Here is a 13061-nt window from a genome sequence, read left to right as displayed (position 1 = left end):
TTAATCCGGATTGGGTCCCCTTCCCGACGTCAGGCTGTACTAGCATACGTCTCGGCGGGAAACGCTCTCACTGTGGGGTATTCGCACTAGCATTCGTTGATTCCCGCGGCGTCATGGCTGAATACCTGCACTCGAAACTCATGGACGAAGCAGATGAACTCACACCTGTTCCCACATATAGGCAAGGTCATCGCCAGCACCGGCAGTCGCCATTTCCCACGCATGCTGCATGATCTGATCCTCACCCAACTGGCAGTGGACGCCACCCATATCAGCCAATTGCGAGCGAGCTCCGACGGCCACACCCGTCGCACCATCAGCCCGGTCTACACCGATTCGGTGGCGACCATGGGCGAAGAACAACCGGCCGCGCAACTGCACCTCACCCGTCACAAGGACGACGTGCGCTACGTGCTCTCGGTGTACCGCTCGCACCAGTCGGCCAACTTCTCCGCCCAGGAGCGCAGCATGCTGCAGGACTTTTCCACCCTGCTGCTGCCCATGGTGGAAAAGCACATCGCCGCGATCCAGCCGTGCCGCCTGGACAACGATGGCACGGCGCCGCAAAACCAAGGCCTCGAAACCCTGCGCCGACGCATCGAAGAGCGCCTGGTGCAATCGGGGCTGACCCTGTCCAAACGTGAACTGGAAGTGTGCGTTGGCCTGCTGGCCGGGCGTACCGCACCGGAGTTGGCCGAGCAGTTGGCGTTGAAGGTCAACACGATTGAGAGCTACCTCAAGCGCGCGTCGATCAAGCTGGGGATCAGTGGACGACATTCGTTGTTGCGGTGGATGTACTCAACAGAGCAAACCGCGGATGTCTGAGCCAACACAGTTCTAAATATGAGAGCCCGCTCCCACAGTTGATCTTTATCATCCAAAAGAGGTGCCGGTTAAAAAATGCGGACGCCGCCGCACGCCTGGAGGGGCATCCGGTAGGGCTGGAAAATTAAGGGATTTGGCCGATGGGGGGGTACATGGGAAGCGGGAACAACTCGTATTCAGGCTGCGGCGCGGGTTATTCCTGCGCCCGTGCGGGCTCCTCACACGCGCCCACCTGTGGCACCAGTTGAATGTCCACACGCCGATTGGCGCTACGCCCGGCCTCGGTTTGGTTGCTGGCAATCGGTTGGCTGGCGGCCAGCCCCTGCACGGCAAAGCAGCTGTCGGCGAGGTCGCCCATGCGTTGCATCCAATCGCGTACGGCGCTGGCGCGGGCGTGGGACAGGGCCAGGTTGTGCTCGACGGTGCCACTCGCATCGGTGTGCCCGGCGATGACGATCAGCCAGCCCGGCTGGGCCTTGATGCCCACCAAAGCGTTGATCAGGACTTTGGTCGAACCGGGCTTGAGGGTTGAACTGCCGGGGTCGAACAGCGCCAGGCTGTCCAGCCGGATCGGCTCGGGCAGGGACGGCTTGTCACTGTCTGCCCCGCTGAGCCACAGCCCGGTGACCATGGCCGTCGCCAGCACCCCGGCGCCCAGCCACAACCCCCGGCGCGGCTTGCGCATTGGCAGGGCTGGCGGCGGCAGGATCACCACGGGGGCTGGCCACGCCGGGGCCGTTGCGCTTGGCAGCCGTTGCGGCTCCAAGCGCTGGCTCAACTGGCTGACCTGCTGGCGTAGCGACTCCAACGTCAATAACGGCCCGCCAAGCAGCGGCAGCAGACGTGCCTGCAAACGCGCCAATTCAACGTCCAACTGCAGCAGCACGCTCACGCTTGGCGACATCCCCGCGAGGCTGCGCACCAACCGTTGCAGTTGCTCGCACAACCACTCCAGCAAGGTCTGGCGCACCGTCACCATCGGCGGCCACAAGCGCGACCACTCGCCCACCAACGCCGTGAGCAGCACCACGCCCTGGACGATGCCCTCCAGCCCGTGGCGCTGGCCGCGAGCCAAGGTGTAGAAACACGCGCTGTTGAGCTCCACGCCATTGCTCTGGAACAGCGCCAGACAGCCCTGCTCCACCCTCGCCCAGTCCACATCCGGGCGGGCAGGATGGCCGAGCTTGGCCATCTCGGCGTGCACGGCGGTGAATTCGGCCAGGTGCCGCGGGTCGCCACCGACCTGGATATGCATTTCAAACACTGCGCTCATGGGGTGCTCCTTATGGCTCTGGGGCGGCGCCCGGTTTCAACGCCCGCAGCGTGACGTCGCCCGTGGGTGCCAGGGTGGTGCCTACGTTCACGCGCTGCCCATCCTTCAATTGCAGCTCCAGGGCGTACTCAAGGTGCCCGGGCAGCGCCTGGGGCAACAGCTCGATGGCGATTGCCGCCAGGCGCGGTTCGTAAGTGAGCAAGGTGTCGCCCATGATCCCGATCAGGCTGTGGGCCGTGGCGGGCAGGCCTTGCAGGATCAGGCCCATGTCCGGCAGGCCGTAGTCGGGCAAATGGCTGAGGGCACCGGCGCGGCTGTTGAGGATGCGCTGCAGGTTGTCCAGGACTGACAGGGTGTGCTGATGTGCTTCGCTGACCTGATGCAGCGGCAACTCACCGGCAAAGTTCTGCAGCAGCAATTCATACAACGACGGGTTGGATTCGCCCATGGTTCAGTCCTTTGCCAACGGACGCAGGCGCAAGCGGTTGTCTCCCAACTCGATGACACGCACCCGGTCGGGGTCCAGTTCATCGCGAGCCAAGGTCAGGCGCCAGCTGTTGGCGCGGGTATCCGGGCTGCGGAACAAGGCCGCCACGCTGACGAACCGCGCGTCCTTGTGCAGGGGCACACTCAGCGGTGCGCCCTCCTCGGGTTTCACCACCAGGGTGTGTTTGTCCAGCAATGCGCCGGCCAGCAGTTGCTCGTCATCGCCCAGCAAGCCTTCGTAGGTCGCCCGCGCTACAGCGGTGTCGTCACGCAACTGGTACACGCGCACCAGGGTCGGCAGCGACAGCGCATTCATGTCGGCGGTGTCGGTATTCAGGGCTGCGCGCGCGCTGAAATCCAGATGCAGGGTTTTCACCTGCTTGTAGAAAATCGCCTGGGCGGTGGACGCCGTGCCGTCCGCCACGGTCTGGGCCAGGCCACACCCGGCGAGGGGCAGCGCCAGCATCACAAGGCTAAAAAGGGTACGCGACATGCTGTGTCTCCCGGTTGCAAGGGTTTATCGACAGGCCTTGATAGCGGCCCAGGTTGATCGTCAGGCGTTGCTGCGGTTGGGCGTCGCCGCCGGGCACCAACACAGCGGTCATGCCCAAGCGCAGCGGCGCGCGACCCAGTACTGGCGTCGGCAGGCTGCGCAGCGGCAGGGTCAATTGCAGCTTCGCGGTGCAGCGCCACCCCAGGTAGACGCGCAGGAGCACCAGCAGATCGCTGTGCAACTGCCCGCCGGGCAGCCAGTCGCGGGCTTGCTGTGGGTCTTCGGTATACAGCGCCAGGCGCAGCTGGCTGCTGGCATCACGGGCGACCGGCCCCAACGGCGCCTGTTGTGCCAGGCGCATCGGGCGCCGCGTGCACAGGCGCGCTGGCTGCGCGAGCACGATGTACTGCGGCCAATGCGCGGTGACTTGCGCCAGGGTGTTGGGGGCCAGCAACTTGACCAATGCGCCGATGCCTTCGGCATTGCGCGTGGGCAGACGCATCACGCTGAGCAAGGCCAGAAAACGCGAAATCGGCGTACCGATCTGCGCAGCGGTGCCCGGAATGCCCAGGCCGACCAAGCCCAGCAGGCACTGCGAAGTGGCATCGGCGCCGCCCGCTTCAAACGTGGCCGGGTAGGAATACTTGCGCCAGATCCGATAGAACTGGGTGAAGATCCGGTGATTGAAAATATCCAGGAAGGCTTGCAGCGCTTCATGCCCTTCACGGCGTTGCGCGATGTCATCCAGGTAGGCGCTGGGCAGGGGCGAATCCACCCCGTATAACCCGAGCAAACGGGTGCGTACCGTGGCCGGGCGCTCGGGGTGCTCGCCCGCGCTTTCAATCGCCCGCAGTTCGCCCCCCGGAAACCCCATGCCGGGGTCGGGCCGAAAGCGCACGACGTCATCGCCCGGGTGCGCAGTGCTGCCCAAGGGCGGGTGGCCGGGCAACACCTGTTCCAGCAGTTGGCAGAAGCGATACAGGTTGGCCTCGGCCACCGGCCCGGCCATGGCCTCCAGTAAACCGCTGGCGGTCAGCCGGGAATACGCTGATTGTGGTTCTCGTTCCATCGCAGGCACTTTCCAGTCGGTTGCAGGACCAGCGTGAGCTGGGTGTACAGATGCACATCGGCGTAGAGGGCAAAAAAACGGTTGAGCATCTCGCCAAACAGGCTGATGTCGCCCTCCCCTGAAAAGCCTTGGGCATCCAGGACGATTTCGATGTCCACGCCACGCAGCAGCAAGCCCTTGTCGAAACGCTGGACCAGGTGATGGCTGACTTCGACAATCGCGGCCAGGCGCCGGCGGTTCAGCTCGCTGCCCGTCCAGTCATACAGCGCCAGGGTGCCGCGCAGCACTTCGGCGTTATCGAGCATTGGCAGGAAATTCGAGCCCAGGTGACTGAGCACCCGCCAGTGAAAGCGGTCGCGGCTCGGCGGGTAGCAGGGCAAGGTCGGCGCGCACAGGTTGCGCACACGCAAGCCGACTTGGGTGGACTGCACCACACTGTCGAGAGAGGTGCTTTGCAGGGCCTTGCGCGGCAACTGGCCGTGAGTGCCGGTCAGGCGCAGCGACAGGCTTTTGTGTTCGAGCAGGCGGTCCTTGTCGAAGCCCTCGCCGCCAAGGATCAGCCAGGTGTCGTGCAGGCCATTGGGCGCGCGCTTGAGCCGTGTATGGAAATACCGCTCCGGCGCATCGGCGCGCAGCATGCCGCCCTTGTGACGAAAGCTGGTGAACGGCACGTAATCCTGGCGCTCGGCGTTTTCCGAGACAGTGACCTGGTCCACCGAGTAGATCTCCATATGCCCGTCCTGCAAGCGCATCGGCCGCAGCAGGTAGTCGGTTTGCAGGGGCGCCAGGGTCAACGGGTCGGCTTCCAGCGCAAACAGATTGATCACCGGCACGGCGTGCAGCCGGATGTGTTCGCTGTTCAAGTCGAACGTGTGCGGCCAAGGCTCGCGCAGTACCACATCAAGTTCGAACCAGGCGGTGCCGGGTGTGATCTGCAATTGCTCCAGGCCACACAGGGTCACGAACATGAATTTCTCGCGAAAGGCGAAATACTCCAGCAGCAACTGGTAGCCGCTGAAGGCGCTATCGCCTTTGGGCCATAGCCGGTCCTCATCGGCAAAGCCCTTGGCACTGAAATGCGCTGCCAGCGGCTGGCGTTCGGCCTGGCCCGGCCAGCGCAGGTACAGGGCCTGGACGTTGAGGGTCAGCGCCTGATGCAATGCACTGGCCAGGGGTGCATCGGCATTCAGGTACAACGGCAGGCGGCTCAGGTCGATCTGGCTCCAGTCGGCCTGCGGCCCGCAGGCGAAACGCAGGCGCAGGCGCGAGCGACCGTCGGTTTCGTAGCCGCGCCCCAGCGCTGTCAGGGCCAGCGGCCGCAGGGTCAGGTCCTGGGTGGTGGTGAAACGACACCGGGTGCGTTGTGGCCCGATCGGTTGCGACAACACTTCGAAGCCTTGGGCGATCCGCTCGCTGCGTTTCATCTGTTCGAGTTCAGGCGCCAGTTCGACCACCGACAACGATGGAATCGTACGCAAGTAATGCGGCCACAACAGGCTGACCAGCCCTTCGGTCAGCTCCGGCAAATCGTCGTCGAGTTTTTCCCGCAGGCGTCCCATCAAGAACGCGAAGCCTTCGAACAGGCGCTCCACATAAGGGTCCTGCGCGCCTGGCTTGTCCAGGTTGAGTTGGGCAGCGCGGTCGGGAAACGCGTCGGCGAACTCCTTGCCGGCTTCGCGCAAGTAGCGCATTTCGGCGTCGAAGTAGCGCAATGTCAGATTGTCCATGTCCATCACTATCATCCTGATTGTTGAGGTTCAGCCACACAGCACGGCGGCGCGTACCGGATCGATGGCTACCAGCGCCGCCTGCAAGGCCTCCATCCTGCGGGCCAGGGTGGGTTTGTCGGCGTCGTTGCGCTGGGCTTTGGTTCGCAGCAATTTGAGCAGGCGCGCCTTGACCTCGAAATGCAGGTCGGGCTCCCACTCGGCCAGGGCCTGACGTTGCGCGGTGGCGTCCAGTTCGCCCAGCAGGTGGATGGCCAGCTCGCCCTTGCCATGCTGTTCGGCGACACGCGCCATCAACAGGCGCAGCAGCCAGCGCTGGCGCCCGGTATGGATGCCTGGGCGCGCCGCCAGCCAGGCCAGGGCCTGGTCCACGCCGTCGCTGTCGGCCTGGGCCAGTGCTTCGCTTTCCAGGGGCAGGATGTCGTCGGGGTCCGTCGTGGGCGCGGCGGACGCAACCGGAAGCCAGGTCTGGGGGCGATTGCCACTGACGTGCTGGGCGATCCACTCGCGGGTGGTCTCATCGGCGAACGGGCTGCCGTCGTTCCAACGCAGTTCTTCCAGCCCCGGCAGGCGCTCAAGGAACATGCCCAGGTCGCGCTTGGCAATATCAGCCCAACCATCCTGCGGCGCCGGTTGCCGACTCAAGGCCTGGTACAGGTACCACTGCAGGTCGAGCCAGAAATGGTTCACGCCCTCGGCGTAAATCCGCTCGACCTGATCGAGCAGCTCGGTCCAGCCCTGTTGCAGGTACAGGCGCTTGAGCTGGGCGCGGTAGTCCGCACGCGGCGGCGCCAGGCGCGTGTTGCCATTGATCTCTTGCGGCGGCGCCTGATGCACCGTGTCCCAGCGCAGACTTTTCATCAGGCGGTGGGCGGCCAGCCAGCCCTGGGGTTGCTCGCGCAGGTAAATGGCCAGTGCACGGCCGCTGTCCAGCAGGTCGCGCCCGGATCTGATGACTGGCGCGGGCAGTGCAGGCGACGCCGGGCTGGCGCTGTTCTGCGGCACCAGTGCATCCATGCCGCCGGACTGCGCGAGCCTGGCGCTCAACGCGTCATACAACGGGCCCAGCAGCGGCCGCTGCGCCTGCGGCCACGCAGTCACGCCCCGCTCCAGCCAGGCCAATGCCGCGGCGGTACGGCTGGCTTCGGCCCTGACCACTTCCGGGTACAGCAACAGCAGGTCCAGCACCTTGCCACTGGCCAACCATTCCAATGCCAGCTTGCGGCTGGTGGGCCTGGCGGGCAGCAGCGTGTCGCCGAAGCGTTCCACCAGGGCCGCGAGCAAACACAGGCCGTCGGCCAGGCCGGCTTCGCCGTCTTTGTGCAGGCGTGCCCATAAGTAGTAGGTGGCCACGCGCAGGTCCTTGCAGCGATGGAGCAATAGGTTCTGCGCCAGCTCGGCGACCTGTTCGGCATCGGCCCCCGACAGTTTGTTGACCTCTTCGCGCATGCGTTGGAAGTCGTCGTGATAGGCCGGGTCTTCGCCGACGCTGGATGCAGTGCTGATGGGCAACAGCCAGGCTTGCCAGTGGCTCATCTGGGCACTGGCGAAGGAAGGTGCATCACGTCCTCCCAGGCAGCGATCGATCAGGGTTCGCAGGCTCATGGCAAGCTCCCGTTTTGCGCATACGGCGTGTCGATCCCGCGCTCGCTGAGAAAAATCTGCCGGGGCAATTTGAACCCCCTCAGCTTGAGCAACGCCAACGGTCCGGCCTCCAGTTCGGTGCGCAGATGCCAAACCAGATTCAAGCCATCCGGCGCCTTGAGCACCACGCGGTAGCGGCTGTCGGCATCGTCCAGCGGCGTGACCTGGGCCTTCTCCAGCAGGCGCAGCAGGCCCCAGGTCCCGGGGAAGTCACCGAACAAGCGTTCGCCGCTGTGCACGCTGGTCCAGCTCAGGCTCGCACCGGGATAGTCGCTACGCCCCGGCCAGTTGAAGCGCTGCCAGCTCTCCTTCTGGTTGAAGTAATCATGGCGTTCGCCATCGAGAATGAAGCGGGTTTGCACCACATCGCGCACCGGTTTGCCTTGCAGCTCAAAGCGCAGGCCCATGCCGCCGTCGGTGTAGAGCACGTCGGCCAGATCGCTGAGTTGGTTGATTGCGCTGAGGAACTGCGGGTTGAAGCGCAAGCCCTGACTGTGGCGTGGGTCCGCCAGCCAGCGATTGCCCTCCTTGCGCAACACGCCACTCAATTGCTGCTGCAAGAACCGTTCGATACGTCCGGAGTCGGCGCGGATCATCTGTCCGAGCATGGGCAAGGAGGCGTCGCTGGCGCTGGCCGCAAACGGGTAACGACTGGCGAAGGCACTGTCCCAATGGTTGACGATCGAACGCTGCCACTGGCTGTTGAGCCCGGCTGCCGAGGGTTGCAGCACGCGCTGCCAGGCGTGCTCCAGCGGCTGCACAAATAACGTCTGCGCCACGCCGCCCCATTCTGCGCCAAGACTGGCGGCCAGCAGGCTGCCGTAGGACTGAGTGTCGGTGAGGTCGATACTGCGGCCTTGAAACACACTCTGCGCCAAGGTCTGGGTCATTTCCAGCGGGTCGGGCGCAGTGCTGACTTGCTGCAATGTCAGGCGCACCCGGGTCACGCGGGTGAGGAATGTTTGCAGGCTCAGGCCATCATCGTTGCGTTTGTCGAGCAGCGCCAGGAGCGGCCCGAAGGTCGTGTCCAGCGGGCTGCCGGGCACATCGGCCAACTGATCGATCAGCGGCGCCTTGTCCTGCCCGATCAGCTTTTGCGCAGACTTCACCAATGAGTCCGCCAGGGCCGGCGTCCGCGCCCCCGCCTGCCCCTGGTAAGCGAGGGTGTTCATCAACGCAATCAGCGGCGATTGGCGTACATCGCTGATCAGCGTCAACTGGTCGATCACCTCATCCAGGCTGCCCGCAGCCTGCCAGCGCAGACTGTTGAGCATGCCCAGCCAGGCGCTGGCGTAGTCCTGGAAGTAACGCTCGGTGAGGCGCTCGCGCAGTTGATCCGGGCTCAGCCGGGAATCGAGGTCCGTCGGTTTGTCGCTGAGCACCCAGTCGATTTCCTCACGCCGTGCCTCGGCAATCCGCTCGATGGCTTGGCGCACCTGCCCCTCCCAGGCCTGCCGGGTGAAGACCCCGGGCACGCTGGCGTCGGTGGCAAACAGCGCGAAGGCATCGGTGTCGCCAACCAGTTGGTGCAGGCCCAGATCGGGATAGTGATTGCCGGCATCATCAAGGACTTGCTGATAGAGGCTCGCCTCGGCGTTGCGCTGGCCCAGTTGCAGCAGCAGAAGCTGGCGGACTTGCGCCACCAGGCGGGGGTCGAGCGGAATGCGCCAGGAGGGGTTGGCGGATAAGTGTTCAGCGTAGAACTGACGCAGGTTGGGGGGGATGCCTGCGCGAGCGGGTTCCAGTTCGTTGAGGGTTTTGAGCAGGAGGGCGGCATCGGCTTTTTCCGGACGCGCCATCATCAGGTAAGCCTTGAGTTGGGCGTAAGCCCCGGCTGTCCGCTGCGGGTTGTCCGGAGCCAGTTTGAGCAACGCCGAGAGCTGCTGGTGCAGGATGGCGGCTGCGGGGTCGCGGATCAGACGGTTGTTGGCTTCGACGTAGTGGGGCCAGAGGGTTGCCAGCAGTGATTGATTTTGATTGAGGCCGAAACGTTGATACCAAGGCGTGCCGTGAACGGCGCGGTAATCCAGGCGGGCCAGCTCGTCGACCAGCTCGTTGAGGGCCAGCAGTTGGGCGTCGCCTTGGGACGTGGTTTGCAGGGTGTGGAGAACGGTTTGGACGCGGCTGATCTGGGTGCGGTTTTGGCTGAAGGACAGGAGCAGGCCTGCGGTCCACAGTAGGGTCATGGATAGCGCCAGGGTGTAGGCGATTCGGGGCGCGCTCCAGCCAAGGCGACGCGGCGCGGGTTTGTCGTTGACGATGCCTTGCCAGGCTGGGGGGACGGGCCAGATGTGTTTGGGGCAGTTTTCGACGGGTTGGATGGGTGGGCTGAACCATAGGCCGCGCAGTGGTGTGCCGTGGGGACGCCTGCCTAGTAGCGGTGCAAGTGTTTGGCGCCAACGGGTAATCCCTTCCGAGTGCAGGTCGCGGGAGAGGCGTAGTAGGAAGTCGTGGTTTAGATCAGCGTGTATGTTGGATAGGCCGAGGTGACGCAGGGGCACCAGCAAAGTCTCCAAACAGCCCTGTATCACGTGGCCATCAAGTCGTGTCGGCAACAGACAACCCACGGGTTGCAAGTTGCGCGCTCCCTGAGGCCAGTGGCTGTTGCAAACCTGCCAAAAATGCAACGGTAACTGCCAACTCAGGCTATGAGCCAATTGCTGCAATTGGCTTGTACCTGTGCTCATCAAGGCGCCATCAACACAACGCACCTGGTCCAGTGCCCAGATGACCCCGTCCAATGCGCGCCAGCGGCTCAGCCCTACCCATTGCAAAGCGAACGACTTGCTCAGTTCTGCTTGAGCACGGCCGCCCCATAACAGGACGGTATCCCGGCCTTCCAGCCAACGTTGCGCGCCAAGATTGGGAGCAACAGCCTCAATGTGCTCAGGCTCACCCACCACCAACATCAGGCGCACCTTTCGACGCCAGAAAAAACCATAACGAGCATGCAAATGCTTTTTCAACGAATCGACACACTGCGCCTGCTGAATATCACGAGGCTCAGTGACAACACCTTCGGACACGTCGTCTGGCGCCTGTCGCTGGTAAGCCGAACGCCCCAGCTGATGACCCAGAAAATGGTAGGCCACCAAGAACGCCATCAAGAGTAAAGTCGTAGCCGATATCAACCACAAACCGATGATTTGCCCAACACTGCCGGGCGTTATCCCGACTAATTCGGGATAACGCCAAATCAATATGCCCAGTACCGCACCGACCAATAGCAGCGCGGACGATAGAACGACTAACCAAACAATCCGTCGAAATTGCATCCGAAATTCCTACTTCGAAAATGATTCCATGGGTGTCAAAACCATGCACCAGAGCCCATGCGCTCCATTGCCGTCACCACTAAAGATGAACTGCGATCCGACACCGCACTCGATAGCCTGGGTGGCTACGGCAATCGCCAGCCAAGGTGATGCTCTGCCTGGGTTACCCTGTGAGGTATCCAAGTCGTTAAATCTTTTCTTGTGCATTGCCGGAATCGGCACTTTGTCCAATACCGCAAGCAACTGCGCCCCCCCCTCGGTGTCAACTCCCACTCGCCAGATCTGCTCGACGGGTTGCGCATCCAACGGCGCCCATTCCAGTGCCTGGCGTGCGGCATAAAGCAAAGCATCGTCATTTGCCTCACGCGCCTGTTCCGGGCGATGCAGACAGGCTTTGTAAGGCAACGCCTGATGCGCCCTGCTATTAGCGAACAATGTCCCGGTCGCCACTTCAGCCTTGCCTTCCGGCTGTGCCGGCATGAACCGAATCGTTACCACCAGGAGCAACGCTTGATCAGCAATGCGATGGTCCAGCCAATAGTCCAAGGCATCCAGCCCGCCACTCTGAACAGGAACCACCGACTGCCGAATTCCGCAGAGGCTCCATGCTTGTCGCCATGCTTGTCGCGACACAGCCTCCGGCAGAGCACTCTCTGTTTCGAACAATACGGCCAATGGCGTATTTCCAGGCACCTGTTCCAGCACCTGTACAAGGTCAGCAAGTACTTGCGTCAGTACTCTCTGTAGCCTCAGCCCAGGGGCTTCTTCGGTACTACCCGCGATCCAGTGATGGTTCGCCGCCAACACCCGTAGAACACGCCGACCGCGCCGGAGTTTGTGAACAAGATCCTCTTCGCGGGCCATATCCCAACCATCGGCAACTTGCTGTTGCCACAGGTACAGCAAGGCACGTCCAAACCCCAAAAGACACCAACCAAACAGTGGAATACCCACCGCCAGCCCCAGAAAACCAATCGGGTTCTGACGCAGTAGTTGAGCGCCGAATAAAAACACCCCACCCACACCCAGCAAGAGCAGAAACAGCGGTAAACCTGCAAACCACCACCCTTTCCCCGGCCGAACGGGTCTGGAAGCCTGGGCAGGCACTTGATCCAACCTGACAGGCATGACTAACGCGCACTCACGGCAGGCAGTGACGAAATCAACGCGCAGCCACAAGCACACCGATGCCCATCGAAGGCTACCGGAAGACCATGGTCACGGAATGCGGGATGCCCCTCGGCAATAACCGTTTGACCATGACCAGGAACTGGGCAACTTACGAGATCGCCTTGGCGTGCCGCGCCTATGCCCCTGAAAATCATCGTGGTAGAGCCTGATAGAACTGTGCCGCCGCTGGTTGTTTTGTCGCCGATGCGGATGATGTTTTTCATGGAAACTTCCGACCAGTAGAAATTAAAGACTTGACTAGACCAACAATGACCAGCAGCAATCGCGCTGGCAACTTAGCGTTTGCTGAAAGTCGCTGACTTGCATTGCATCCATCGCTTGATTTCCTTTCCTCCGCCCAAATACAAAATCTTGCACCAGCCGGCCGTTGAATCTTCAAGCATCACTTCATCGCCGCTTATCAAATACATGCCCTTCGGGTCTTGCTCGGAAGGCTCTACACCTCCTCTATATAGGAATGTTTTTTCTTTAACCACACCAACCACCGGGGAAGACGCATATAAAAAATCAAACAGTGGAGAGCGCACAACGTCAACCACTGCACTTCTTTCCTTATAGGGATATATATAACCACTTCTCCCATGCGCACCAAGCAAGTCCCCCCCCAGACTAAAAAACCGAGAAAGCTTTTCATCTTTAACAAGTCGACCGACTTGAACCCTCATCACAGCCACATCGTAAATATCACCGGCAACATCCCAGGAGTTTGGTGCTTCTACACTATGAATCACAAACAACACTTTCCCACCTGCATCGCCAACAGAAAGCGAAAACACATCGTTAATCCTGCCCTTTGTCCCTGCATACGGAAACTCATAAACAAGCATCGCCCCCTCAGATTTAGATACTGAGTAAGCCGCAATACCGTCAGGGTCACGCGACAGCTGCTCTTGTTTTTCCTTTGGTATTTCCACGTATACAAAGCACACAACAACTCCGTCAAGTTCGACTGGTCGATAACCCCGCCCACCGCCAACTTCATCACATGAGCGCTCATGCGCAAGTACCGGCAACATAAAAACATAGAAAAAAACAAAAACCAGATATTTAACCACTTTTTATGCTCACCTCTATACCA

At 62.0% G+C, this 13061-nt stretch carries 11 protein-coding genes; 1 reads left to right on the top strand and 10 read right to left on the bottom strand.

Features of this window, described 5'->3' with window-relative positions:
• The first annotated feature begins 153 nt into the window (after positions 1-153).
• On the top strand, positions 154-825 hold the full coding sequence (locus AC3ISR_RS11410) for a helix-turn-helix transcriptional regulator (protein ID WP_192301143.1): 672 nt from the start codon (positions 154-156) through the stop codon (positions 823-825).
• 193 nt (positions 826-1018) lie between these two features.
• Here AC3ISR_RS11410 and AC3ISR_RS11405 read toward each other — a convergent pair whose 3' ends face one another.
• The 10 genes from AC3ISR_RS11405 to AC3ISR_RS11360 form a co-directional block, all read right to left on the bottom strand.
• Positions 1019-2098, bottom strand: coding sequence for an OmpA family protein (locus AC3ISR_RS11405; protein WP_463984955.1), 1080 nt, complete (start codon positions 2096-2098; stop codon positions 1019-1021).
• A 10-nt stretch (positions 2099-2108) separates the two neighbouring features.
• Complete coding sequence (tssE, locus tag AC3ISR_RS11400; RefSeq protein WP_192301141.1) at positions 2109-2546, bottom strand: type VI secretion system baseplate subunit TssE; 438 nt, start codon at positions 2544-2546, stop codon at positions 2109-2111.
• A gap of 3 nt (positions 2547-2549) precedes the next feature.
• Positions 2550-3077 carry a type VI secretion system lipoprotein TssJ gene (gene tssJ, locus AC3ISR_RS11395; RefSeq protein ID WP_192301140.1) on the bottom strand — a complete coding sequence of 176 codons (528 nt, stop codon included), beginning with the start codon at positions 3075-3077 and terminating at the stop codon, positions 2550-2552.
• A complete protein-coding gene (gene tssG / locus AC3ISR_RS11390) occupies positions 3058-4146 on the bottom strand; it encodes a type VI secretion system baseplate subunit TssG (RefSeq protein WP_463984954.1) in 1089 nt (362 codons plus the stop codon). The genes tssJ and tssG overlap by 20 nt, the downstream gene beginning before the upstream one ends.
• Positions 4110-5879, bottom strand: coding sequence for a type VI secretion system baseplate subunit TssF (gene tssF, locus AC3ISR_RS11385; protein WP_192301138.1), 1770 nt, complete (start codon positions 5877-5879; stop codon positions 4110-4112). Before tssF ends, tssG begins: the two co-directional genes overlap by 37 nt.
• A 24-nt stretch (positions 5880-5903) precedes the next feature.
• Positions 5904-7478 (bottom strand): type VI secretion system protein TssA, encoded by a 1575-nt coding sequence (gene tssA / locus AC3ISR_RS11380; protein ID WP_463984953.1) that lies wholly within the window; start codon positions 7476-7478, stop codon positions 5904-5906.
• Entirely contained in the window at positions 7475-10792 is a 3318-nt protein-coding gene (locus tag AC3ISR_RS11375; RefSeq protein WP_463984952.1) for an ImcF-related family protein, read from the bottom strand. Before AC3ISR_RS11375 ends, tssA begins: the two co-directional genes overlap by 4 nt.
• A gap of 9 nt (positions 10793-10801) precedes the next feature.
• Positions 10802-11899, bottom strand: a complete 1098-nt coding sequence (locus tag AC3ISR_RS11370; protein ID WP_463984951.1) for a hypothetical protein — start codon at positions 11897-11899, stop codon at positions 10802-10804.
• A gap of 23 nt (positions 11900-11922) precedes the next feature.
• Positions 11923-12186, bottom strand: a complete 264-nt coding sequence (locus tag AC3ISR_RS11365; protein ID WP_192301134.1) for a PAAR domain-containing protein — start codon at positions 12184-12186, stop codon at positions 11923-11925.
• 72 nt (positions 12187-12258) lie between these two features.
• Positions 12259-13038, bottom strand: a complete 780-nt coding sequence (locus tag AC3ISR_RS11360; RefSeq protein ID WP_192301133.1) for a hypothetical protein — start codon at positions 13036-13038, stop codon at positions 12259-12261.
• Positions 13039-13061: the final 23 nt, after the last annotated feature.

The organism is Pseudomonas sp. GL_117, assembly GCF_057835125.1.
The sequence above is the reverse complement of the archived record's forward strand: the minus strand, read 5'-3'. Positions and strand labels throughout refer to the sequence as shown.